Origin of the sequence: Stutzerimonas chloritidismutans (assembly GCF_020783375.1) — a bacterium.
Classification (GTDB): Bacteria; Pseudomonadota; Gammaproteobacteria; order Pseudomonadales; family Pseudomonadaceae; genus Stutzerimonas; species Stutzerimonas kunmingensis.
The window spans coordinates 171,324-195,171 of the sequence record NZ_CP086067.1 but is presented as its reverse complement, the minus strand read 5'-3'; the positions used below and the strand labels follow the sequence as shown (position 1 = coordinate 195,171).

The 23,848-nt window shown below is 64.7% G+C and carries 22 protein-coding genes, 1 other RNA gene and 1 pseudogene; 8 read left to right on the top strand and 16 right to left on the bottom strand.

Features of this window, described 5'->3' with window-relative positions:
- Positions 1–57 precede the first annotated feature (57 nt).
- Genes algB through LLJ08_RS00970 form a run of 3 tightly spaced genes read left to right on the top strand, consistent with a single transcriptional unit; the run spans position 58 to position 3,614 of the window.
- Complete coding sequence (gene algB / locus LLJ08_RS00980; RefSeq protein WP_228207981.1) at positions 58–1,404, top strand: sigma-54-dependent response regulator transcription factor AlgB; 1,347 nt, start codon at positions 58–60, stop codon at positions 1,402–1,404.
- Positions 1,401–3,188 carry a KinB sensor domain-containing domain gene (locus LLJ08_RS00975; RefSeq protein ID WP_228207980.1) on the top strand — a complete coding sequence of 596 codons (1,788 nt, stop codon included), beginning with the start codon at positions 1,401–1,403 and terminating at the stop codon, positions 3,186–3,188. The genes algB and LLJ08_RS00975 overlap by 4 nt, the downstream gene beginning before the upstream one ends.
- Positions 3,189–3,209: 21 nt before the next feature.
- Complete coding sequence (locus LLJ08_RS00970) at positions 3,210–3,614, top strand: DUF1330 domain-containing protein (protein ID WP_228207979.1); 405 nt, start codon at positions 3,210–3,212, stop codon at positions 3,612–3,614.
- Position 3,615: 1 nt separating this feature from the next.
- Here the strand turns inward: LLJ08_RS00970 and LLJ08_RS00965 are convergent, their stop codons facing one another.
- From LLJ08_RS00965 to LLJ08_RS00945, 5 genes are all read right to left on the bottom strand, one after another.
- Positions 3,616–4,404: an N-acetylmuramoyl-L-alanine amidase gene (locus tag LLJ08_RS00965; RefSeq protein ID WP_228207978.1), complete on the bottom strand. Its 789-nt coding sequence runs from the start codon at positions 4,402–4,404 to the stop codon at positions 3,616–3,618.
- A 130-nt stretch (positions 4,405–4,534) separates the two neighbouring features.
- Positions 4,535–6,358, bottom strand: a complete 1,824-nt coding sequence (locus tag LLJ08_RS00960; RefSeq protein WP_228207977.1) for a GGDEF domain-containing protein — start codon at positions 6,356–6,358, stop codon at positions 4,535–4,537.
- Positions 6,355–7,224: an endonuclease/exonuclease/phosphatase family protein gene (locus tag LLJ08_RS00955; RefSeq protein WP_041015059.1), complete on the bottom strand. Its 870-nt coding sequence runs from the start codon at positions 7,222–7,224 to the stop codon at positions 6,355–6,357. Before LLJ08_RS00955 ends, LLJ08_RS00960 begins: the two co-directional genes overlap by 4 nt.
- A 6-nt stretch (positions 7,225–7,230) precedes the next feature.
- A complete protein-coding gene (locus tag LLJ08_RS00950; protein ID WP_228207976.1) occupies positions 7,231–7,860 on the bottom strand; it encodes a thiol:disulfide interchange protein DsbA/DsbL in 630 nt (209 codons plus the stop codon).
- A gap of 182 nt (positions 7,861–8,042) precedes the next feature.
- Positions 8,043–8,675: a c-type cytochrome gene (locus LLJ08_RS00945; RefSeq protein WP_014818660.1), complete on the bottom strand. Its 633-nt coding sequence runs from the start codon at positions 8,673–8,675 to the stop codon at positions 8,043–8,045.
- A gap of 267 nt (positions 8,676–8,942) precedes the next feature.
- Between LLJ08_RS00945 and yihA the strand changes: the two genes are divergently transcribed.
- Positions 8,943–9,596: a ribosome biogenesis GTP-binding protein YihA/YsxC gene (gene yihA, locus LLJ08_RS00940; RefSeq protein ID WP_125897330.1), complete on the top strand. Its 654-nt coding sequence runs from the start codon at positions 8,943–8,945 to the stop codon at positions 9,594–9,596.
- A gap of 183 nt (positions 9,597–9,779) precedes the next feature.
- Here yihA and gcvP read toward each other — a convergent pair whose 3' ends face one another.
- The 10 genes and pseudogenes from gcvP to LLJ08_RS00890 form a co-directional block, all read right to left on the bottom strand.
- Entirely contained in the window at positions 9,780–12,656 is a 2,877-nt protein-coding gene (gcvP, locus tag LLJ08_RS00935) for an aminomethyl-transferring glycine dehydrogenase (RefSeq protein WP_228207975.1), read from the bottom strand.
- A 58-nt stretch (positions 12,657–12,714) separates the two neighbouring features.
- The gene (gcvH, locus tag LLJ08_RS00930) at positions 12,715–13,104 is read right to left on the bottom strand and encodes a glycine cleavage system protein GcvH (RefSeq protein WP_003303288.1); all 390 of its coding nucleotides are present in this window, start codon (positions 13,102–13,104) and stop codon (positions 12,715–12,717) included.
- Between the two features lie 52 nt (positions 13,105–13,156).
- A complete protein-coding gene (gcvT, locus tag LLJ08_RS00925; RefSeq protein WP_228207974.1) occupies positions 13,157–14,239 on the bottom strand; it encodes a glycine cleavage system aminomethyltransferase GcvT in 1,083 nt (360 codons plus the stop codon).
- A 212-nt stretch (positions 14,240–14,451) separates the two neighbouring features.
- On the bottom strand, positions 14,452–16,068 hold the full coding sequence (locus LLJ08_RS00920) for an ABC transporter permease (RefSeq protein ID WP_014818655.1): 1,617 nt from the start codon (positions 16,066–16,068) through the stop codon (positions 14,452–14,454).
- Positions 16,069–16,186: 118 nt separating this feature from the next.
- Positions 16,187–17,188, bottom strand: a complete 1,002-nt coding sequence (locus LLJ08_RS00915) for an extracellular solute-binding protein (RefSeq protein ID WP_014818654.1) — start codon at positions 17,186–17,188, stop codon at positions 16,187–16,189.
- Positions 17,189–17,297: 109 nt separating this feature from the next.
- A complete protein-coding gene (locus LLJ08_RS00910) occupies positions 17,298–18,518 on the bottom strand; it encodes a 2-octaprenyl-3-methyl-6-methoxy-1,4-benzoquinol hydroxylase (protein ID WP_228207973.1) in 1,221 nt (406 codons plus the stop codon).
- Positions 18,518–19,005 (bottom strand): annotated as a pseudogene (locus LLJ08_RS00905) (DUF4442 domain-containing protein). The gene LLJ08_RS00910 and the pseudogene LLJ08_RS00905 overlap by 1 nt, the downstream one beginning before the upstream one ends.
- Positions 19,006–19,030: 25 nt before the next feature.
- The gene (gene ubiH, locus LLJ08_RS00900; RefSeq protein WP_228207972.1) at positions 19,031–20,209 is read right to left on the bottom strand and encodes a 2-octaprenyl-6-methoxyphenyl hydroxylase; all 1,179 of its coding nucleotides are present in this window, start codon (positions 20,207–20,209) and stop codon (positions 19,031–19,033) included.
- A gap of 1 nt (position 20,210) precedes the next feature.
- Positions 20,211–21,545 (bottom strand): Xaa-Pro aminopeptidase, encoded by a 1,335-nt coding sequence (gene pepP / locus LLJ08_RS00895; RefSeq protein WP_045666866.1) that lies wholly within the window; start codon positions 21,543–21,545, stop codon positions 20,211–20,213.
- 16 nt (positions 21,546–21,561) lie between these two features.
- The gene (locus LLJ08_RS00890) at positions 21,562–22,116 is read right to left on the bottom strand and encodes a YecA/YgfB family protein (RefSeq protein WP_221103574.1); all 555 of its coding nucleotides are present in this window, start codon (positions 22,114–22,116) and stop codon (positions 21,562–21,564) included.
- A gap of 130 nt (positions 22,117–22,246) precedes the next feature.
- Here LLJ08_RS00890 and LLJ08_RS00885 point away from each other — a divergent pair, with 130 nt between their 5' ends.
- From LLJ08_RS00885 to LLJ08_RS00870, 4 genes are all read left to right on the top strand, one after another.
- Positions 22,247–22,456, top strand: coding sequence for a TIGR02449 family protein (locus tag LLJ08_RS00885; protein ID WP_003303302.1), 210 nt, complete (start codon positions 22,247–22,249; stop codon positions 22,454–22,456).
- Positions 22,453–22,767, top strand: a complete 315-nt coding sequence (locus LLJ08_RS00880) for a cell division protein ZapA (protein ID WP_003303305.1) — start codon at positions 22,453–22,455, stop codon at positions 22,765–22,767. The genes LLJ08_RS00885 and LLJ08_RS00880 overlap by 4 nt, the downstream gene beginning before the upstream one ends.
- A gap of 33 nt (positions 22,768–22,800) precedes the next feature.
- Positions 22,801–22,979, top strand: a non-coding RNA gene (gene ssrS / locus LLJ08_RS00875) — 6S RNA.
- A 6-nt stretch (positions 22,980–22,985) separates the two neighbouring features.
- Entirely contained in the window at positions 22,986–23,588 is a 603-nt protein-coding gene (locus LLJ08_RS00870; RefSeq protein ID WP_023444013.1) for a 5-formyltetrahydrofolate cyclo-ligase, read from the top strand.
- A 28-nt stretch (positions 23,589–23,616) separates the two neighbouring features.
- Here LLJ08_RS00870 and LLJ08_RS00865 read toward each other — a convergent pair whose 3' ends face one another.
- Positions 23,617–23,769 carry a hypothetical protein gene (locus tag LLJ08_RS00865; protein WP_014818647.1) on the bottom strand — a complete coding sequence of 51 codons (153 nt, stop codon included), beginning with the start codon at positions 23,767–23,769 and terminating at the stop codon, positions 23,617–23,619.
- Positions 23,770–23,848: the final 79 nt, after the last annotated feature.

Sequence of the window (23,848 nt, the reverse complement as noted above, 5' to 3'; positions counted from 1 at the left end):
CACACCATAATCCGAAGCATTTTTCAGCGACCGATTCGCCTTTTGATGGGAGCATCCATGGACCAAACGACGGACAACGGCGGACGCATCCTCCTGGTGGATGACGAAGCGGCGATCCTGCGTACCTTCCGTTACTGCCTAGAGGACCGCGGCTACACGGTCATGACTGCCGCCAGCGCGGCACAGGCCGAGGCCATTCTGCAGCGTCAGGTGTTCGACCTGTGCTTCCTCGACCTGAGACTCGGCGAAGACAACGGCCTGGACGTACTGCAACAGATGCGCCTGCTCGCGCCGTGGATGCGCGTGGTCATCGTCACCGCCCATTCGGCTGTCGACACCGCCGTGGACGCCATGCAGGCCGGCGCCGCGGATTACCTGCTCAAGCCATGCAGCCCGGAACAGCTGCGCCTGTCCGCCGCCAAGCAGCTGGAAGTCCGGCAGATGGCGGCCCGACTGGAAGCGCTGGAAGGCGAGATGAAGCAGCGCAGCGACGCCCTCGGTTCGCACAGCCCGTCGATGATGGCCGTGCTGGAAACCGCGCGGCAGGTGGCAGACACCGACGCCAACATCCTCATCCTCGGCGAATCGGGCACCGGCAAGGGTGAATTGGCTCGTGCCATTCATACCTGGAGCCGGCGCTCGAAGAAGGCCTTCGTCACCATCAACTGCCCGTCGCTGTCCGCCGACCTGATGGAAAGCGAGCTGTTCGGACACAACCGCGGCGCCTTCACCGGCGCGACGGAGAGCACGCTGGGCCGGGTCAACCAGGCCGACGGCGGCACGCTGTTCCTCGACGAGATCGGTGATTTCCCGCTGGCGCTGCAACCCAAGCTGTTGCGTTTCATCCAGGACAAGGAGTACGAGCGGGTCGGCGACCCGGTCACCCGCCGCGCCGATGTGCGCATCCTCGCGGCGACCAACCTGAACCTCGAAGAAATGGTGCGCGAGGGCAAGTTCCGCGAGGACCTGCTGTATCGCCTCAATGTCATCACCCTCAACCTGCCGCCCATGCGCGAGCGCCCCGAGGACGTGCTGACCCTGGCTGAACGCTTCCTTGCCTCGTTCGTGAAGAACTATGGCCGGCCAGCGCGCGGTTTCAGCGATGCGGCGGTGGCCGCACTGAAGACCTACCGCTGGCCGGGCAACGTGCGTGAACTGCGCAACGTGGTGGAGCGGGCGAGCATCATCTGCCCGCAGCAGATGATCGAAGTCAGCCACCTCGGACTGGGCGAACAGGTAGGCAGCAACGCGCCACGCATCGGTGAGCCGCTCAGCCTGGAGGCGCTGGAGAAAGCCCATATCGCCGGCGTGCTGAGCACCAGTGACACCCTGGATCAAGCAGCGCGCATCCTGGGTATCGATGCCTCGACCCTCTACCGAAAACGCAAGCAGTACGGCCTATGAAACTCCAGATGAAGCTGCGGACCCGCCTGTTTCTCGGCTTCTCCGCGCTGATGACGGTTGCGCTGCTGGGCCTGCTGCTGGCGCTGGTCAGCGTCATGCAGATGGCCAAGAGCCAGGAACAGCTGATCCGCAACAACTTCGCCATCATCGAGATCAATCAACAGCTGCGGCAGACACTGGGCAACCACCTGATCGTGATGCTTACCGACAGCGGTCGCAGCGAGGCCCTGGAACCGCTGAGCCAATCGTTTCAGCAGACGCTCGAGCGCGGTATCGCCGAAGCCAGCGACGAGACCGACCGGCAGGCTTTCCAGGCCGTCGCCAGCGCCTACGCCAGCTTCCTGCAGCAGGTCGATGCCACCAGCAACCAGAACCTGACCCTGCTGGGGGACAACCCACTCAGCCAGGCCTTCAATCAGGTGCGCAGCCTGATGACCGACATGCAGCGCACGGCTTACGACAAGATCCGCGATACCGAGCTGCGCAGCCGTGACCGGGCGTCGCTGCTCGCCGGCCTGCTGGGCCTGACGGCGATCGCGGTACTGCTGATCGGCTTCATCACCGCACACAGCTTCGCCCGCCGCTTCGGCGAACCGATCGAACGGCTGTCCGCCGCCGCCGACCAGATCGGCCGCGGCGACTTCAACATTTCCCTGCCGACGCCGCACATCGCGGAGCTGTCCTCGCTGAGCCGCCGCTTCGGCCTGATGGCTCAGGCGCTGCACGAGTTCAAGCAGACCAACGTGGAGGCGCTGGTCAACGGCCAGCAGCGTCTGCAGGCACTGCTCGATAGCATCGACGACGGCCTGCTGATCGTCGACCGCGACGGACGCCTGGAGCACGCCAACCCGGTCGCCCAGCGGCAGCTGGCCTGGGAGAACGAGCATCTCGGCTCGACCCTCGGCGAAGCGCTCGGCTACCCGGACCTGGACAATGCCGCGCGGCAGGTGCTGGACGACAAACCACTGTCCGACCCACCCGAAGACCTGATCATCGAGGCGGACGGCGAACGCCGCCTGCTGGCCTGGCGCATCAGCCCGGTGAGCCACCACGATGGCAGCATTAGCGGTGCGGTCATGGTGCTGCACGACGTCACCGATCAGCGCACCTTCGAACGGGTGCGCAACGAGTTCGTGCTGCGGGCCTCCCATGAGCTGCGCACGCCGGTCACCGGCATGCAGATGGCCTTCAGCCTGCTGCGCGAACGCCTGCGCTACCCGGCCGGCAGCCGCGAGTCGGACCTGTTCGACACCGTACACGAGGAAATGCAGCGACTGGTCCGGCTGATCAATGACCTGCTCAACTTCTCGCGCTATCAAAGTGGCCAGCAGAAGCTGGAGCTGGAGCAGTGCCACATCCCCGAACTGCTCGAGGCCGCGCGTCAACGCTTCGAGGTCAACGCCGCCGAGCAGGAGGTTCAGCTCAAGCTGGAGTTGCAGCAGCCGCTGCCGACGCTGATGCTCGACCGCCAGCAGATCGAGCGGGTGATGGACAACCTGCTGAGCAATGCCCTGCGCCACACGCCCAAGGGCGGCGAGGTTCGGCTGCTGGCGCGGCACCACGGCGAGCGGATGATCCTCAGCGTCGAGGACAACGGCGAAGGCATTCCCTACAGCCAGCAGGCGCGCATCTTCGAGCCGTTCGTGCAGATCGGTCGCCGCCGTGGCGGTGCCGGACTGGGCCTTGCCTTATGCAAGGAAATCGCTCAGCTGCATGGTGGGCGTATCGGCGTGCATTCACGGATCGGCCACGGCACCATCTTCTACGTTGCGCTGCCGATCTGACAGCGCCATCGAGGAGGCCACATGCCGAGCCTGAACCCCAGCGCCGAACAGCTCGCCAACTTCGCGGCGACGATGCCTTCGGGCGTGCCGATCCTGATGCTCAACCTGCTGCGCTATAACGACCAGGCGACCTATCCGTCAGGTAGTCAGCACAGTCCGTGCAGTGGTCGCGAGGCCTACGCCCGCTACAGCCGCGTGGCACTGGCCAAGGTGCAGGCCAGCGGTGGCGCGGTGGAAGTCAGGACCAAGGCCCATGCCGCGCTGATCGCCCCGCCGGACGAGCAGTGGGACGACATACTGCTGGTCAGCTATCCATCCAAGGAAGCCTTCCTGGCGATGATCGGCGACAGCGACTATCAGGCTGCAGCCGAGCACCGTAGCGCCGCGCTGGCCGACTCGAGACTGATCGGCACCACCCGCTACTGAGTCAGCGCCCCGCCTGATTGCCGAGCACCTGCAGCATCGCGGCGGTCTCGGCATCGGGCTCGCCGTCGAAGCGAGCCGGGCGGTATTTCATCTGGAACGCAGCGATCACGTTACGCGTCTCGTCGTCCAGATGGCCGTGGCGCGGCACCCGGTAACCCTGCACCGCCAATGCATCCTGGAACCAGGTGATCGTCGGCAGCCCGGCCGATGCATAGCGCATCCGCTCGGCCGCCACCGCATCGGCGTCGGGCCAGGGCAGCAGCCCCTCCTCGGCCAGGCGTTTCCAGGGGAACAGCGGCCCCGGATCGACCTTGCGCTGCGGAGCGATGTCGCTGTGGCCGATGATGGCGCCCGGCTTGAGGTCGTGACGCGCCATGATGTCCTTGAGCAACACCACCAGCGCGTCGATCTGCTCTTCGGAGTACGGATACCAGAGCCGGCGCCCGTCAGCGCTTTCCACGTAGCCGCGGTTGACCAGCTCGATGCCGATCGATGTGGCGTTGAGCCAGGTGCGCCCGTTCCACTCACTCTCGCCGGCATGCCAGGCGCGGCGGTTTTCATCCACCAACCGGTAGATGGTCGCCGGCGATTCGCCGATCAGGTAGTGGCTGCTGACGTCGCGGCCGCTGAGCAGCTGCAGCGAGCGGGGCAGGTCGGTCGAGGTGTAATGCAGGATGATGAACTGGGCGCGGCTATCGTGGCCGGTCGAGCTGTAGCTGGTATCGATGCGCGGACCACTGGCGCAACCGGCCAGCAGCAGGAGCATCAGGACGGCGGGGATGGCTTTCATCGGGACGACCTCTGTGTCGACGTCGAAATGACGCAGATGAGCAGCAGCCCGTTGCGCGGGGCTCCGCTCATGTCGGTGCGGTGAGGGGCGTGATTATACCGGCCGATCGGGTCCGGGCCAGGGCAGCCGGTCAGGCCGCCTCGACGCGATTGCGCCCCGAATCCTTGGCCCGGTAGAGCGCGCTGTCGGCACGCTCGAAAGCGCGCTCGGTGCTGTCACCTTCGCTGAACGCGGTCAGGCCGGCCGAGAGCGTGATGGCAACGCGCTCGCCCTTGAAGTGGAACGGACAGCTGCCGATCGACTCACGCAGCGACTCCATCAGCTGCAGGCCTGCCTCATAGGGCGTGTTGGGCAGCAGCACGACGAACTCCTCGCCACCGAAGCGGGCGATGAAATCGGTCTTGCGCAGACGCTTGTGCAGCTCGGTGCCAATGATCTTCAGCACCCGATCACCAGCCAGGTGACCGTAGCCATCGTTGACCCGCTTGAAGTGGTCGACGTCCAGCACGGCCAGCAGCAGGTCGCCGCCGTAACGTTGCCAGCGGGCGAACTCGAGCTCCAGACGCTCGTTCCATGCCGCCCGGTTGGGTAGGCCGGTCAGCGGATCCTGCAGCGCTTTCTGACGCTGCTCCTCCAGGTGCCCACGCAGGCCGCGTGCTGCCTGTTCGAGGCTGCCGACCCGGCTGACCAGCTGCTGCAGGCGCTCACCGAGCTTCTGTTCCTGCTCGCTGCGCTGTTGCCGGTAGGTGTCCACCGTGGTCAGCAGGCCATCCAGGCGCGCCTCGACCACCTGCTTCAGGCTGGTCAGATCCTTGGCCTGGCGCATGCTGTCCTGCAACCCGCCAACCTGTTCACGCAACTCCGCATCCAGCGCCTGAGCGGCGTCGCGTCCTTCGTTATGCCCCTGGTGCGCGGCGAGGAGATTTTCCTGCATCGCAGTCAGGCGCTCGTTGAGCGTCTGCAGGTAGTTTTCGAAATCTCGCTGACCCTGGTCGCTAAAGGCGATCATCAGCATCGCGAGATCGTCCAGCACCGGCACCAGTTCATACCAGTTCAAGCCGTGCTGGATGCGCGCCCGCAGGGTCTGCAGTTGCGGCTGGTGCTGTTCCGGCAGATGAAGGCTGTCCAGCAGGCTGCCGAGGGTCGCCTCCACGCGGTCCGCGACGACGCTGAACGCGGGCTCCGGCGAATCCGGCAGGGCATACGCAGCAGCGTTCTGCTCCGCCTCGGTTTCCGCGATAGCTTCTTCGTCGGCCGGTGCCTCGGCCGGCGTCTCGGCAAGCGGCATGTCCTCGAGCAGCGGGGCAGCCTGAACGGCAGGCTTGGGCAGCCCTAGCGCTTCCACTACTACCGGGCCAGCGTCGACCTCATTGACTGCGGCGGGCAGCGGGGTTTCCTCACCCCGCTCGGCTGCAGGCGGCGCCAGCGGCATGTCCCGCCCGCCAAACAGGCGCTTCAGAAAACCGCTCTGCTGCGGCGCCGCCAGCCCCTGCAGATCCAGCACCTGGCCCTGCAGGTCACTCAGCTCGCCGAGCAGCACCGGCAGCTCACGCAGCCTGGCGGCACGCTGGTCCAGCTCCTTGGCAAATCGCTTGAGCGGCTTGCGCAGCTCCGCCGGCACCGACATGCCCAGTAGCTGGGAGACCAGCCGATGCAAAGCCTCGGTCAGGCGAACGGCCCGTTCCTGACGGTGGCGTTCGGACTCCAGCACAGCCTTCTCCAGGCGCGGCACCAGCTGGCTGAGCCCCTCATCCAGATCGCCGTCGCGGAGGATCTCTCGCATTTCGTGCAGGCAGCGCTCGACCGCGGGATCGGCACCCTCCACCGCCAGGCTGCTACGCACCAGGCTGCGCCGCAGCAGATCGACGCGCTGCTCCCAGCGCGCTTCGAGCTGCTCCTGCCGCTCGGCGAGCTGAAGATACTTTTCCTTCCAGCGTTCGACTTCTTCGCTCATTTCGTTTCTTGTACCTGTACCGGCAGGGAATCGGCCTGAAGCGAGTCCGGCAAACGGATCTCCACTGCCACCGGCAGATGGTCGGAGATCGGCAGCGCCAGCACATCGACGCGTTCCAGCGTCAGGCTCGGGCTTAGCAGAATATGGTCCAGACAGCGTTGCGGTCGCCAGCTCGGGAAGGTCGCTTCGATCTGCGGCGCGAGCAGGCCGAGATCACGCAGCGGCGAATTTTCCAGCAGATCATTGGCGTGGGTATTCATGTCGCCCATCAACACCTGATGCCGGTAGCCGCCAATCAGCTCGCGGATATAGGCCAGCTGACGCGTCCGCGCTCCGCCTCCCAGGGCCAGGTGCATCATCACCACCACCAGCGCGTCCGGTCCCTCGCCGAAACGCAACAGAATCGCCCCGCGCCCCGAAGGGCCAGGCAGCGGGTGATCTTCCAGGCCTTGTGGTTCGAGCCGGCTGAGGACGCCGTTGCTGTGCTGGGCGAAACGCCCGAGATTGCGATTGAGCTGCTGATACCAGTAGGGAAAGGCGCCCAGATGGGCGAGGTGCTCGACCTGATTGACGTAACCGGAGCGCAGGCTGCCACCGTCGGCTTCCTGCAGGGCGACCAGGTCATAGTTACCCAGTACTTCGCCGATGCGTTGCAGGTTGCTGGCGCGACCGGGATGCGGCAGCAAATGCTGCCAGCTGCGCGTCAGGTAGTGGTGGTAGCGCTCGGTGCTGATGCCAACCTGGATGTTGAAGCTAAGCAGCCTTAGCCGCCCATCGGCGGGCAGCCCGCTACTGGCCAGGCACTGCGAATTGACGCGCGCCTTGCCTGGGCCGGCAAGGCGCGGAGCGCTCCAACGGCGCAGCATCGCGGGTTACCGCGCTGCGCGTTCTTTTTCGATGAGGAAGTCCGCCACCTGCAGCGTACGCTCCGGGCCGCCAGACGAGCCGAGGTCGAAGCGGTACTTGCCGTTGACGATCATCACCGGTACGCCGGTGATCTGATAAGCCATGCCGAGCTTCTTCGCCTGCTCAACCCGGCCACGTACACCGAAGGAGTTGTAGGCCTTGAGAAATGCCTGCTTGTCGATGCCCTGACCGGCGAGGAAGTCAGCCATTTCCTCGGGAGTGGCGAGCTTCTTGCGCTCCTGGTGATAGGCGGCAAACACCGCGTCATGCACCTTCGGCTCAACACCCATGGATTCCAGGGCGATGAACAGCTGTCCATGCGCATTCCAGATGCCACCGAACATGGCCGGAACACGCTTGAACTGGACGTCATCCGGTAGCTGTTCGGCCCAGGGCTTGATCACCGGTTCGAACTGATAGCAGTGCGGACAGCCATACCAGAACAGCTCGACCACCTCGATCTTGCTCGGGTCGGCAACGGGGACCGGGCTGCTCAGCTCGACATATTCCTTGCCGGCCTGAAACTCCGCTGCCTGGGCTGCGACACCGAACAGGCTCGCAGCGGCAAAAACGGCAGTGAGTAGGAAATTGCGCATGAAATACTCCTGTTTACGACGGACCGATGGCGCAACAGGCTGCAGCAAAACGTCAGGACTCGCCAGCGTTTTTCATCCGCGCGTGTAAAGCCGTGACGAAGATTGTGTAGCCAGGCGTGCAAACGCAAAAGGGCGCCGGAGCCAACGGCCCCGACGCCCTTCTGTTCAACCTGCCGCTGTTATCAGTGCAGGCCCTGGATGTAGCTGGACAGCGCTTCGATGTCCTTGTTGCTCAGCTTGGCGGCGACGCCACGCATGATCATGGTGTCGCCGTCGTTGGTGCGATTGCCTTCGCGGAAGTCGGTCAGCTGCTTGGCGGTGTACGCCGCGTGCTGCCCACCCAGCTTGGGGAAGCCAGCCAGGTCGTTACCGACGCCGTTGGGTGCGTGGCAACCGGTGCACGCCGGCATGCCCTGATCGAGCTTGCCACCACGGAACAGTTTCTCGCCCTGCTTTGCCAGAGCCGGATCGGCGTAACCAACACTGCCCTTCTGGCTTGAGAAGTAGGCGGCGATGTCTTCCAGATCCTGATCACTCAGCGGGTCCAGCATACCGGTCATTTCCAACACCTTGCGACCTACGCCTTCCGGGGCACCCGGTGTGCTGCCAGCCTTGATGTCCTGCAGTTGCTTGAGCAGGTAACGCTCACCCTGGCCAGCCAGTTTCGGGAAATTCGGCGCCGGGCTGTTGCCATCGACACCGTGGCACGCACCACACACTGCAACTTTGCCCTGACCAGCTTCGGCGTCTCCAGCCGCGTGGGCCATACCGGTGATGCCAAGGGTCAACAGCAGACTCACGAGTACTTTGTTCATCAGCTAATCCAACTACGGCTAAGGGTTTGAAAGGAATTCATCGGGTCGCGCACGGCCATCGAACCGGGGCGACGCTCGTTATAGTGGCACGCTGGGCATCCGCATTGCGGTGGTAACTACCGCCGCACCGGCGTCCGGATCAGGCTGAACACCACACGTGGCCCGATATCAGGCCAAAGCGCACATAAAAACTGCGGCATTATATACTCCCGTTTCTGAAACGGAAACGAACCATTGCCGCACCCGCGTGCACTCACCGGAACGACCATGCTACCGAAAAACCCGATTCTCGGCCTTTGCCAACAGGCCACCTTCATGATCAGCGCCGCCAAGGTCGATCAGTGCCCGGCCGACGAGGGTCTGGAAGTAGCCTTTGCCGGCCGTTCCAACGCAGGCAAGTCGAGCGCGCTGAACACCCTGACTCATGCCAACCTGGCGCGCACTTCGAAGACCCCGGGCCGCACCCAGCTGCTCAACTTCTTCCGCCTCGATGACGAACGCCGACTGGTCGACCTGCCCGGCTACGGCTACGCCAAGGTGCCGATCCCGCTCAAGCAGCACTGGCAGCGCCACCTGGAAGCCTACCTGGGCAGCCGCGAGAGCCTGGCCGGCGTGTTCCTGATGATGGATATCCGCCATCCGCTGACCGAGTTCGACCGCATGATGCTGGACTGGGCGAGCGCCAGCCAGATGCCCTTGCACATCCTGTTGACCAAGTCCGACAAGCTGGCCTTCGGCGCCGCGAAAAACGCGTTGCTGGCAATCCAGCGCGATATCCACAAAGGCTGGGGCGCCGATGTCAGCGTCCAGCTGTTCTCGGCACCGAAGCGGCAGGGGGTCGAGGAAGCGCAGCTGGTGCTGGCGAACTGGTTGGGAATGCTGGACGAGGCAGCCGAAGACGAGCACGTGCCTGAGGCATAGAGTGGGTCAGGCGTTGCCGACTCCTGCAGCCCTGGGCCGGAACTCCGGTGGATGTAAAAAGCGACATCCACCCTACGAAGTCCGGCACCAATCGCTAAAACCACCCGAATTTCAACGCACCAATCGCCTCGCAGAAGCAGGAAAGGCGCCAGGAATCGACGCCCACCCGGCCCTCAGCGCAACTCAGTCGCGATAGGCATCCACCGGCACGCAGGCGCAGAACAGGTTGCGATCGCCGTAGACGTTGTCCACCCGGTTCACCGCCGGCCAGTATTTGTGGACACGAGCGTGGGCGCTCGGCGTTACCGCCTCGGCGATGCTGTACGGCCGATCCCACTCGCCGATCACGTCAGCCAGCGTATGCGGCGCGCGCACCAGCGGATTGTTGTCCGCCGGCCACTCACCACCCTGGACCTTGGCGATCTCCGCGCGGATGCTCAGCATCGCTTCGACGAAGCGATCCAGCTCGGCTTTCGACTCGCTCTCGGTGGGCTCGATCATCAACGTGCCGGGCACCGGGAAGGACATGGTCGGCGCGTGGAAGCCGTAGTCCATCAGGCGCTTGGCGACGTCTTCCTCGCTGATTCCGGTCTCGGCCTTGAGCGGCCGCAGGTCGAGGATGCACTCGTGGGCGACGCGGCCGTTGCGCCCGGCGTAGAGCACTGGAAAGGCGTCGCCCAGGCGATTGGCCAGGTAGTTGGCGCCGAGAATCGCGACTTCCGTGGCGTCGCGCAGCTGCGGGCCCATCATGACGATGTACATCCAGCTGATCGGCAGGATGCTCGCGCTGCCCCAGGGCGCCGCGCTGACCGCGCCGTTGCCCGGCTGTGGGCCTTCCAGTTCGACCACTGGGTGATTGGCCACGAACGGCGCCAGGTGCGCCTTCACGCCGATCGGCCCCATGCCTGGGCCGCCGCCGCCATGGGGGATGCAAAAGGTCTTGTGCAGGTTCATGTGCGAGACGTCGGCGCCGATGTCCGCCGGCCGCGCCAGGCCGACCTGGGCGTTGAGGTTGGCGCCGTCCATGTAGACCTGGCCGCCCTGGTCGTGGATCGCCGCGCAGATCTCGCGCACGTTTTCTTCGTAGACGCCATGGGTCGACGGATAGGTGATCATCAGGCAGGACAGCCGGTCACCGGCTTCGGCGGCCTTGCGCTTGAGGTCTTCCAGATCGACGTTGCCGCCCTTGTCGCACTCGACGATGACCACACGCATGCTGACCATCTGCGCCGAAGCCGGGTTGGTGCCATGGGCCGAGGACGGAATCAGGCAGATGTCGCGCTGCCCTTCGCCGCGGCTCTCGTGGTACTTGCGGATCGCGACCAGGCCGGCGTATTCGCCCTGGGCACCGGAGTTCGGCTGCATGCTGATCGCGTCGAAGCCGGTGATCGCACAGAGCCAGGCTTCCAGCTCTTCGATCATCAGCTTGTAACCCTGGGCCTGACCGCGCGGAACGAACGGATGCAGGTTGGCGAATTCGGTCCAGGTGATCGGGATCATCTCGCTGGTGGCGTTGAGCTTCATGGTGCAGGAGCCGAGCGGGATCATCGCCTGGTTCAGTGCCAGGTCCTTGTTCTCCAGCTGCTTGAGGTAACGCAGCATCTCGGTTTCGCTGTGGTGCGTGTTGAATACCGGGTGGCTGAGGTAGTTGCTCTCGCGCAGCAACGCCTCGGGGATTCCGCCCGGCAGCTCGCTGGCATCCAACGTAGCGATGTCGAGGCCGTGATCGACACCGAGGAAGATCGCCAGGAGCTGTTCAACGGTGCGCTCGTCGCAGGTCTCGTCGAGGCTGACGCCCAGCCGGCCGCGGCCGAGGATGCGCAGGTTGATCTGCGCCGCTTCGGCGCTTTCGATGATCGCGGTCTGCGCGCCACCAACCTCAAGGGTCAGGGTGTCGAAGAAATGCTGGTTGAGGCGAACGATGCCCTTCTGTTCCAGGCCGGCAGCGAGAATGGCGGTCAGCCGGTGGACGCGCTGGGCGATGCGCTTGAGGCCCTGCGGGCCGTGATAGACGGCATAGAAGCCGGCGATATTGGCCAGCAGCACCTGGGCGGTGCAGATGTTGGAGTTGGCCTTCTCGCGGCGGATGTGCTGCTCGCGGGTCTGCAGCGCCATGCGCAGCGCGGTGTTGCCGCGGGCGTCCTTGGACACGCCGATGATGCGGCCCGGCATGCCGCGCTTGAACTCGTCGCGGCTGGCGAAATAGGCCGCGTGCGGGCCACCGTAGCCCATCGGCACGCCGAAGCGCTGGGTCGAGCCGAGCACCACGTCGGCGCCCAGTTCGCCCGGCGGGGTCAGCAGCAGAAGGCTGAGCAGATCGGCGGCGACGCACGCCAGCGCCTGCTGCGCATGCAGCTGCTCAATGGCCGGACGCAGGTCGCGAATCTCGCCATGGGTATCCGGGTACTGCAACAGCGCGCCGAACACTTCCTGTCCGGCCAGCTCGGCCAGCGTGCCGACCACCAGCTCGAAACCGAACGCCTCGGCGCGGGTCTGCACCACGGAGAGCGTCTGCGGATGGCAGTTCTCCTCGACGAAGAAGCGGTTGCTCTTGCTCTTGGCCATGCGCCGGGCCAGGGTCATGGCCTCCGCCGCTGCGGTGCCTTCATCCAGCAGCGAAGCATTGGCCAGATCGAGCCCGGTGAGATCGATGATCATCTGCTGATAGTTGAGCAGCGCTTCCAGACGGCCCTGGGCGATTTCCGGCTGATAGGGCGTGTAGGCGGTGTACCAACCCGGGTTCTCCAGCACGTTGCGCAGGATCACTGGCGGGGTGATGGTGCCGTGGTAACCCATGCCGATCAGGCTGGTCCAGAGCTGATTCTGCTCCGCATACCCACGCAGCTTGGCCAGCGCGGCCTGCTCGTCCAGCGCCGGCGGCAGGTTCAGCTCGGCCTGCAGGCGGATCGCCGGCGGCACGGTCTGCTCGATCAGCTGTTCGCGGCTGCTCAGGCCCAGGGCGTCGAGCATGGCCTGCTGTTCGCCCTGATCCGGGCCGAGGTGACGGCGCAGGAAGGCATCGGGTTGCTGGAGTTGGGAAAGGCTCGGCATATACGGCATGGTCGCTACTCTCGGAAAAACAAAAGCCCCGACAGAGCGGGGCTTTTGCGGATGATGCTTAGGCGTCGGCGTCGCAGGCAGCCTGGTAACCGGCCGCGTCGAGCAACTTGTCCAGCTCCGACGTATCGCTCGGCTGCAGGCGGAAGAACCAGCTGCCGTAAGGGTCGCTGTTGACCAGCTCCGGCGAATCGGCAAGCGCCTCGTTGACCGCGATCACCTCTCCAGCCACCGGCGCATAGATGTCGGACGCGGCTTTCACCGATTCGACCACACCGGCTTCCTGGCCGGCATTGAGCTGGCGCCCGACCTCGGGCAGCTCGACGTAGACCACATCCCCCAGCGCTTCCTGGGCGTGATCGGAGATACCGACGGTGATGCTGCCGTCCGCTTCGAGACGGGCCCACTCGTGGCTGGCGGCGTAACGCAGATCGCTGGGGATATTGCTCATTGTTGGGTCCTCAAGGCTGTTGACAGCAGTCGCGCAAAACAGTCGGTCGAATTTACACCAGTACCTTGCCGTGGCGCACGAATGTCGGCTGCACGACCCGCACCGGATACCACTTGCCACGAATCTCCACTTCCGCGCGCTCGGCGGTCCCGGCCGGCACGCGGGCCAGGGCGATGGACTTGCCAAGCGTAGGAGAAAAACTGCCGCTGGTGATCTCGCCGTCGCCGACGCCATTCACCCGCACCACCTGATGAGCACGCAGTACGCCGCGCTCCTCCAACACCAGGCCGACCAGCTTGGGCAGGTCGTCACGAGCCCGCTGCTGCTCCAGGGCGGCACGGCCGACGAAGTCACGCTCGGTCGGCTCCCAGGCCACGGTCCAGCCCATGTTGGCCGCCAGCGGCGATACGTCTTCAGTCATGTCCTGGCCGTACAGGTTGAGGCCGGCCTCCAGACGCAGGGTGTCGCGCGCACCGAGGCCGATCGGCGGGATGCCGGCGCCGACCAGCTCGCTGAGGAAGTCCGGCGCCTGCTCCGCGGGCAGGATGATTTCCAGGCCATCTTCGCCGGTATAGCCGGTACGCCCGATGAACCAGTCGCCATCGGCCATGCCCTGAAAAGGCTTGAGATCGTGAATCAGCCCTGCCCGGGCCTGGCTCACCAGCTCGGACGTACGCGCGCGTGCATGCGGCCCCTGGATGGCCAGCATGGCCAGCTCGGGGCGCTCTCTGACCTCGACGGCGAAGCCGGCCGCCTGGGCCCGCATCCACGCCAGATCCTTGTCGCGGGTGCTGGCATTGACCACCAGGCGATAACCCCAATCGGTCAGGTAGACGATGAGGTCATCGATCACCCCGCCGCGCTCGTTGAGCATCGCGGTGTAAAGCGCCCGACCGGTGCTTTTCAGGCGTGCCACGTCGTTGGCCAGCAAGCGCTGCAGATAGTCGCGGGCCTGCTCGCCGGAGACATCGACCACGGTCATGTGCGAGACGTCGAACACCCCGCAGTCACGACGAACCTGATGATGTTCTTCTACTTGGGAGCCGTAATGCAGTGGCATGTCCCAGCCACCGAAGTCGACCATCTTGGCACCGAGAGCAAGGTGCTGATCGTAGAGGGGAGTACGCTGACCCATGGGTTTCTCCTTCCGGGCAGGTCGCCGAATCGGCATTGGAAAAGTCAGTAAAGCCGGGCCCTGCGGGGGTCGGCGACTTTCGAATGGCGCGCATTGTAGCCCCAAGGTGGCAGCAGGTCACGGCAGATCAGGTGGCAGGAGACTGGAGGTCGAATCGCGGCCCGCAGTAGCGCGGCTGCGTCGCTCAGCACCCTGCCGCCAGAGCTGCGTGACTAGCCAGGGCGCCGCGCCGAACGGCGAATCAGCAGCACCACCGGCAGCAGTCCGACCAGCACCAAGGTCAGTGCCGGGAGCGACGCGCGGGCCCATTCGCCTTCACTGGTCATTTCGAAGATGCGCACGGCCAGGGTGTCCCAGCCGAATGGCCGCATCAGCAAGGTCGCCGGCATTTCCTTGAGCACGTCGACGAATACCAGCAGTGCCGCGCTCAGCGTGCCTGGCAGCAGCAACGGCAGGTAGACCCGGAAGAACAGCGCCGGGCCACCGACACCCAGGCTGCGTGATGCCTGCGGCAGCGAGGGGCGAATCCGCGCCAGGGCGTTTTCCAGCGGGCCGAAGGCGACCGCCATGAAGCGGATCAGATAGGCCAGCAGCAACGCGCCGAGGCTGCCGAGCAGGATCGGCTTGCCGCCAGCGCCCAACCAGCTCGACAGCGGAATGACCAAGTGCCGGTCGAGGTAACTGAACGCCAGCATGATCGAAACCGCCAGTACCGAACCCGGCAAGGCGTAGCCGAGATTGGCCAGGCTCACCGCGCTGCGGATCGAGCGCACCGGCGCCTGACGTCGGGCGAACGCCAGCAGCAGCGCCACGCTCACAGTGATCAGTGCGGCGATAGCACCGAGATAGAGCGTGTGCAGGATCATACCGGCGTAACGCTCGTCGAGATCGAAGCGACCGCGCTGCCAGAGCCAGGCCAGCAGCTGCAACAGCGGGATGATGAACGCGCAGAGAAATACCAGGCCGCACCAGGCGCTGGCCGCGAACGCCTTCACACCGGTCAGCCGATACAGCGCCGCGGAGCGCGCTCGCTCATTGGCCGGTCGCGCAGCACCGCGCGCCCGGCGCTCGCCGTAGAGCACCAGCATCACCGCCAGCAACAATAGGCTGGCCAGCTGGGTGGCGCTGGTCAGACTGAAGAAGCCGTACCAGGTCTTGTAGATCGCAGTGGTGAAGGTATCGAAGTTGAACACCGACACCGCACCGAAGTCAGCCAGGGTTTCCATCATTGCCAGGGCCAGACCGGCACCGATCGCCGGTCGCGCCATCGGCAGCGCCACGCGCCAGAAAGCCTGCCAGGGCGACTGGCCGAGCACCCGCGCCGCTTCCATCAGTCCCTTGCCCTGAGCGAGAAAGGCCGAGCGCGCCAGCAGATAGACATAGGGGTAGAACACCAGCACCAGCACCGTGATCACACCGCCCGTGGAGCGCACCCGCGGAAAGCGGATGCCGCTACCGAACCACTCGCGCGCCAGGGTTTGCACCGGACCGGCGAAATCGAGCAGCCCGATGAAGACGAACGCCAACACATAGGCAGGAATCGCGAACGGCAGCATCAGCGCCCAATCCAGCCAGCGGCGACCGGGAAATTCGCACAATGCCGTCAGCCAGGCGAGGCTGACGCCGAGCACCACCACGCCGATGCCCACGCCGAGAACCAGCGTCAGGGTATTGCCCAGCAGACGCGGCATCTGCGTGTCCCACAGGTGCGACCAGATCTCGGTATCGATACTGCTCCAGCTGAACAGCAGGATGCTCAGTGGCAGCAACACCAGGGCTGCGACAGCAAACGTGATGGGATACCAGCGGCGCTCGACGGGATGGGACACTCAAGCCTCGACAGCAAAAAAGACGACGCCCCGGACCAGGCCGGGGCGCCGAGTATAACCGCAGCGGTGAACGTGGCGGCCGGAGCTGCACGTCACCGCTGCAAGCGCGGAGGGCTGATCAGTTCCAGCCGGCGCGGTCCATCAGCTTGATGGCTTCGGCCTGGCGCTTGCCGGCCACTTCCACCGGAATGGTGTCGGCCTTGAACTCGCCCCATGCCGCCACTTCGGCAGACGGCTTCACGCTCGGGTTGGCCGGGTACTCCATGTTGATGTCGGCGAAGATGCTCTGCGCTTCCTCACTGGTCATCCACTCCACCAGCTTGCGCGCGGCGTCCGCGTTCGGTGCGTGCTTGGTCAGGCCGATGCCCGACAGGTTGACGTGCACGCCGCGGTCTTCCTGGTTCGGCCAGAACAGCTTGGCCTTGAGCTGCGGGTTCTGCGCGTGCAGACGACCGAAGTAGTAGGTGTTGACGATGCCGGCATCGCATTGCCCGGCGTCGACGGCCTGCACCAGCGCCGTGTCGTCGGCGAAGACGTCGGTGGCGAGATTGCCGACCCAGCCCTTGATGATCTCTTCGGTCTTCTCGGCGCCGTGAGTCTCGATCATGGTCGCGGTCAGCGACTGGTTGTACACCTTCTTGCTGGTGCGCAGGCACAGGCGGCCGTCCCAACGCTCGTCGGCCAGCGCCTCGTAAGTGCTCAGCTCGCCGTCCTTGACCCGCTCCGGCGAGTAGACGATGGTCCGTGCGCGCAGCGACAGGCCGGTCCAGGCGTCGTTGGAGGAACGATACTGGGCCGGGATGTTGTCCTTGACCACCTGAGAGTTCAGCGGCTGCAGGATGCCCATTTCCTCGGCTTGCCAGAGGTTGCCGCCATCGACGGTGAGCAGAAGGTCCGCCGGGGTGTTCGCGCCTTCGGCCTTGATGCGGGCCATCAGCGGGGCTTCCTTGTCGGTGATGAACTTGATCGCTACACCGGTCTTCTCGGTGTAGGCGTCGAACACCGGCTTGATCAGCTCATCGATACGCGAGGAGTAGACCACTACTTCGTCGGCAGCCTGGACGGCACCCGACAGCGCCGTCAGCGCCAGGGCGGCGAGTAAACCTTTGCTTGCCTGCATGGAACAGCCTCTTGGTGAGTTGGAACAGAGGCTGAATAGTAGTGAATGTTATTTACCTTCTCAATGCGACAAATCGTGCAGGTAATGTTTTGTAAATATCAATCTGACATCAGGGCTTGGCGAGTTCCGGCAGATCGCCGCTCAATCCGAGCGCCTTACGAACGAACAGCGCCTTCGCCTCCGGTAGCGCCTGTACGGCCTTGAGACCGGTATTGCGCAGCCAGCGCAGCGGCAGTGGATCAGCCTGGAACAGCCGCTCGAAGCCTTCCATGGCTGCCATCATCGCCAAGTTGTGCGGCATGCGCCGACGCTCGAAGCGGCTCAGCACCTGCACATCGGCCACCCGCTCACCGCGGGCAATCGCCGCCTTGAGCACTTCCGCCATCACGGCGGCATCCAGCAGACCAAGATTCACGCCCTGCCCCGCCAACGGATGAATGGTGTGTGCGGCATCGCCGATCAACGCCAGGCCCGGCTGCACATAGCGTTTGGCATGGCGTTGGCGCAGCGGGATGCACAGCCGCGGATCGACCTCGAGCACTTCGCCCAGGCGCTCCTCGAAGGCTCGCCCAAGCGCCGTTCGGAATGCCGCGTCATCCAGCGCCATGAGCCGCCTGGCTTCAGCTTCAGTAACCGACCAGACAATCGAGCACCAGCGTCGGTCGCCATCGCGCTCGAGCGGCAGAAACGCCAGGGGGCCGTCATCGGTGAAGCGCTGCCAGGCCGTACGCTGGTGCGGCTCGCTGCAACGCACGCTGGTGACGATGGCCTGATGCAGATAATCCCATTCGCGGGTTTCGCAGCCAGCCAGGCGGCGAATCGCCGAGTTGGCGCCATCCGCGGCGATCAGCAGGGGCGTACGCAGCTCGCGGCCGTCGACCAGCGTCAGCTGCCAACCGTCAGGGGTGCGCGCCAGCTGCTCGACGCGTGCGTCGCCGATCAGCTGCAGTCCGCCGCGGCGCTGCATTGCGTCCAGCAGCGCATCCTGCACCACACGGTTTTCGACGATATGCCCGAGCACTTCGGCATGTACGGTCTCGGCGGAAAAATGAATCTGCCCGGTGCCCGAGCCGTCCCATACGTGCATGTCGGTGTAGGGGCTCGCGCGGCGCGCGGCGATGCCCGGCCATGCACCGACCCGCTGCAGGATGCGCTGGCTGGCTGCGGACAGCGCACTGACCCGCGGTTCGAAGCCGCCCTGCGGGTCGAAGTCGACGACCTCGAGCGGGCTCGCATCGAGCACGACGATCTTCAGCCCGCAACCTTCGAGGGCGAGTGCCAGGGTACTGCCGACCATGCCGGCACCCACGATGATCAGATCCGCTTGCATCACTTCTCTCCTGGCTGCCGCGCCCGCGGCTTGAGTCGTATGTAGAGGGTCTTCTGCACCCGTGCCACCAGCGTGCCCTCGCCGTCGCGCACTTCGACATGCATTCTGGGCAGGTACTTGCTGCCGTCGGCCGTGTGCGCGCGGATCTCATCCAGCAGCCTGTCGCTGATGGCGAATTCGGCGTAGACCGCGCCGCGCCCGGGGCTGACGAATTCTATGTTGGCTGCCTTGTCCCAGACGATGTAGTCGCGCCCGAGATTCTCCATCAGCATCAGCACGAAGAACGGGTCGACCATCGAATACAGCGAGCCGCCGAACTGCGTACGACATAATTGCGGTTGTACCAGCGCAGCACCATCTTGACCTGAACCAGGCGCATATCCGCGCTGATGTGCCGCACCCGAACACCGGCTCCGATGTATGGCGGGTAGAAATTCATGGCCCAGCGCAGAAACCGCGCCTTGCGCGCCAAACGGGAGCCGCTCATGCCGAGTCCTTTTGGTTGCCGCTCTTCAGCCAGCGCGAGTGCCCAGGCCCATCGCCTGGCGCGCAAACCAACGCTTGGCGGCGGGCATGAGGTCCAGCCCGAGCAGACCGAGATTGCGTCCGGCCGCGACCAGCCGACCGGAATCACCGAACAGCCGGGTGACCTGATCGGAGAAACCGACCGTCACGCGCTGATCGAAGCGCTGCCTGCGGGCATACTCCTGCAGCACCGCCAGGTCGCCCAGCGCGGCGTCGCTGCGCAGCAAAGCGACGCTCAGTGCCTCCACATCACGCAGCGACAGGTTGTAGCCCTGCCCGGCGATCGGGTGCAGGCTGTGCGCCGCGTTGCCGAGCACCACCAGACCCGAACGTACCTGCTCTTCGGCCTCGATCAGCGTCAGCGGATACAGATGCCGGGCACCGACCTGCTGCAATGCGCCCAGGCGATAACCGAAGGCTTCCTGCAGTTCGCCGAGGAAAACCGCCTCGTGCGCCTGCGCCAGGCGCGCGGCATCGACCTGGGAGCGCGTCCATACCAGCGCACAACGATCATCCTGCAGCGGCAGCAGCGCCATCGGGCCATCTTCGGTGAAGCGCTCGAACGCCAGACCGCCGTGCGGTTTGCCTGGCGTGATGTTGGCGATGAGCGCGGTCTGGCCGTACGGCCGGCGCGACACCTGGATGCCAAGCTGCTCGCGCAGCCCGGAGCGGCCACCATCTGCGAGCACGGTGAGGTCGCACTCCAGCTGCTGACCATCGGTAAAGCTCAACCGGTAACCGGTGGCGCCGGGCTCCAGTCGCTCGACCTCGGCCGGACAGTGACGGATCACCACCTGATCATCCAGCGCCTGCCACAGGCAATGCCCGATCCAGGCGTTCTCGACCACGTAACCCAGCGCCTCGACGCCTTCGCGTGTGCAATCGAGGCGTGCCGCCCCGAAACTGCCACGCTCGGATACATGAATGCGCAGAATCGGCTCGGCGCGCTCGGCGATGTGTTCCCATAGGCCCATGCGCTGGTAGATCAGCCGAGTGCCGTAGGACAGCGCCGTGGAGCGCGCGTCATAGCTGGGCTGGTACTCGTGGCCGGGCTCGAACGGCTCGATCAGATGGATGCGCCAGCCGCGCGTCCGGGCGCCGTCCTGCAAGGCCAGCGCGAGACTGGCACCGACCAGCCCGCCACCGATGATCGCCAGGCTCTGCATGTCAGGCGACCTGCTCACGAGCGGCGGCCATCAGCGCCTCGATCTCGGCGACGCTTTTCGGCACGCCACCGGTGAGGATTTCGCAGCCGGTCCGGGTCACCACCACGTCATCCTCGATGCGCACGCCGATGCCGCGCCACTTCTTGGCGACGTTCTGATTGTCCACGGCGATATAGATGCCCGGCTCGACGGTCATCGACATGCCCGGCTCGAGCACGCGCCACTCGCCGCCGATCTTGTAGTCGCCGACGTCATGCACGTCCATGCCCAGCCAGTGCCCGGCGCGGTGCATGTAGAAGGGTTTGTAGGCCTCGCTTGCGATCAGTTCGTCGACCTCGCCCTGCAGCAGGCCCAGCTCGACCAGCCCGGCGGTGATGACCCGTACGGTGGCCTCGTGGGCCTCGTTCCAGTGCTTGCCGGGTGCGATGTGCTTGAAAGCCTCTTCGTTGGCCTTGAGCACCAGTTCGTAAATGGCCTTCTGCTCGGGCGAGAAGCGGCCGTTGACCGGAAAGGTGCGGGTAATGTCGCTGGCGTAGCAGTCGATTTCGCAACCGGCGTCGATCAGCACCAGGTCGCCATCCTTCAGCGGCGCATCGTTCTCGCGGTAATGCAGGATGCAGGCATTGCGACCTGCGGCGACGATGCTGCCGTAAGCGGGCATCTTCGCCCCGCCCTTACGGAACTCGTAATCCAGCTCGGCTTCCAGGTGGTACTCGAACAGGCCGGCGCGGCTGGCCTGCATGGCACGGATGTGTGCACGGGCGGAAATCTCCGCGGCATGCTTCATCACCTTCACTTCGTTACTCGACTTGTACAGACGCATGTCGTGCAGCAAGTGATCGAGCGCGACGAACTCGCTGGGCGGCTGCGCGCCCTGGCGCGCCTTGGCGCGAATGGTCTTGATCCACTCCATCAGCCGATGATCGAAGGCTTCGTTGGTGCCGATGGCGTAGTAGACACGGTCGCGGCCTTCGATCAGCCCGGGGAGGATGTCGTCGATGTCGCCGATGGGAAAGGCATCGTCGGCACCGTATTCACTTATCGCGCCGTCCTGCCCGGCACGCAGGCCATCCCACAGCTCGCGTTCGGGGTCGCGTTCGCGGCAGAACAGCACGTATTCGCCATGCTCACGCCCGGGAATCAGCGCGATCACCGCCTCCGGTTCGGGGAAGCCGGACAGATACTGAAAGTCGCTATCCTGGCGGTAGACATGCTCGACATCGCGGTTGCGGATATACATCGGCGCCGCCGGCAAAATGGCAATGCTGTTGGGTTCCATCTGCTCCATCAGCGCCTTGCGCCGGCGGGCGTATTCCGATTTCGGGATGCGAGTCATGAGCGGAACGATTTCCTCAATGCAGGGAAGGTTTCGGAGCAGCAGGTACCGGCTTGGCGCACTCGGTGAACAGCAGCAACGGCGCCACGCGCAGGTACTCCATCACTTCCATGTAATCGGTCTCGCCGTCTTCGGACTCTTCCAGCGAGTCCTGAATCTGCGCGATGGCCGAGAGATCCTGCAGTACTTCCATGGCCTCGGCGCTCAGCGCGCGGTCGCCAGCGGTCAGACCGAAGCCGGCGAGAAAGCCCTGGCACCACTGGCCCAGCGCGACAGCGCGCTCGGCCAGCGGCGCATCATCGCTGGGCAGCAGCAGAACGACGGCGATGTCGTCGCCGGCGAGCTCACCCTTGACCATCTCCTGCAGGCCGATCAAGGCCTGACGGATATTGTCCTGCGGCGCTTCGCCAAGCAGGTCCGAGGCATCGGTCAGCCAGGATTCGACATCGAAGCCGGCACCGGCGCAGCTGCGCCCGAGCAACAGGCCATGCAATTCGGCAGGAGAAACAGTTTGCGGTGCGCCAGCCAGAAGTGTGGCGAAAGCGGCATATGGGGAATTCTGAATGGACATGGCGGCTAGGCGCACGATGGCGCAATGACTAGAATGAAGGCTTCGTATCCTAGCACCGGCGGCCGCGGCAAGACCATCGAAGCCCCCGGGCATCGCCTCCGTCTTCACTCAGTGCCCCAACAGGAATCCCATGGAAGACGCCGATCTTAAAGCGCTGACCACCAAGCTGGAGCAGCTGATTCAGCGCATCGAACAGCTCAAGGCGCAGAACCACCTGCTACTGGCCAACGAGCGGAACTGGCGTGAAGAGCGCGCTCATCTGATCGAAAAGAACGAAATGGCCCGCTTGAAGGTCGAATCAATGATTTCGCGCCTGAAAGCCCTGGAGCAGGACTCATGACCCAGCCGAACACCGTCACAGTGCACATCATGGACAAGGAATATTGCATTGCCTGTCCGCCAGAGGAACGCAGCAATCTGGAAGGCGCGGCCCGCTATCTGGATCGCAAGATGCGCGAGATCCGCAGCAGCGGCAAAGTCATCGGCGCCGACCGCGTTGCGGTGATGGCCGCGCTGAACATCACCCACGAACTGCTACACAAGCATGATCGCCTGGATGCCGAAGCCAACAGCGCGCGCGAGCACGTACGCATGTTGCTGGAGCGCGTCGACAGCGCACTGGCCACCGACCCGAACCCTTCCGGCAACTGATCAACGGTAGCCGGTTTGCGTTATACTCCGCCCAACTCCCTGGCATGTTCGCCAGTCGGCGATGACCCTCTCCCGATAAGCAACACCATGGAGGCTACACGTGGTGCCGGTGTGCATGTCCGCCTGACGGAAAGCCTTAAGGTACTCTGTAGTCGCCACCTTGAACTCTCGGGTTCAAGGGCCTACGCTGGCAGCGGCATGCTGGGGAGCCACTTCTTATGATCGTAGCCGAAGGCCTTTCGCGCCCGGCGCTACGCCGCAAGCTGCGCCACGCTCGACGCCAACTGACACCCGCCCAGCAGCGCCTGGCCGCTCGCCGTCTCTATCGGCAGCTGGCTCAGCATCCCCGGTTTCGGCGCGCCCGGCATATCGCCCTGTACCTGCCCAATGATGGCGAAATCGATCCGCGCCTATTGCTGCAAGCGGCTCAGCGCCGCGGCAAGGCAACCTATCTTCCGGTACTCAACCCCTGGCCACGTACGCGCATGGTGTTCCAGCGCATCGAGCCTGGCGAACAGCTGCGCCGCAACCGCTTCGGCATTCTGGAACCCGTGATCCGGACCGCTCGGCAACGCCGCGTCTGGGCGCTGGACCTGCTGCTCATGCCACTGGTGGGCTTCGACGGAAAGGGCGGACGGCTTGGCATGGGTGGCGGCTTCTATGATCGCAGCCTGGCGTATCGCGCCATGCGCAAAAAAAGTCACAAACCGACATTGTTGGGACTGGCTCATGAATGTCAGCGCGTCGATCGACTGCCGCTAGAGAGCTGGGATGTAGCGCTTCAGGCTACGGTGACGGACCAGGGCTGGTACGCCGGGTGATGGAACGCCGCGTCCATGCGGCACGAGGTCATCGCTGCTGAGCCTGCTGCACCTGAATGACCGGGGCCATGCCCGCCGCGCCATCGTGCTGATCCCACAGACTCTGCGTATAGCCCGTGGTGACTACGCCGAGACCAAAGATAAAGACCAAAATCCACAGAATATCGGGCTTACGTTTCATTTGTGTTCGCCTCCCCCTACCAGGCGAAATGCTTGCGTCGAGTCGATGTGTTTTCGTTCTAGGACTCGATAGGCCACCT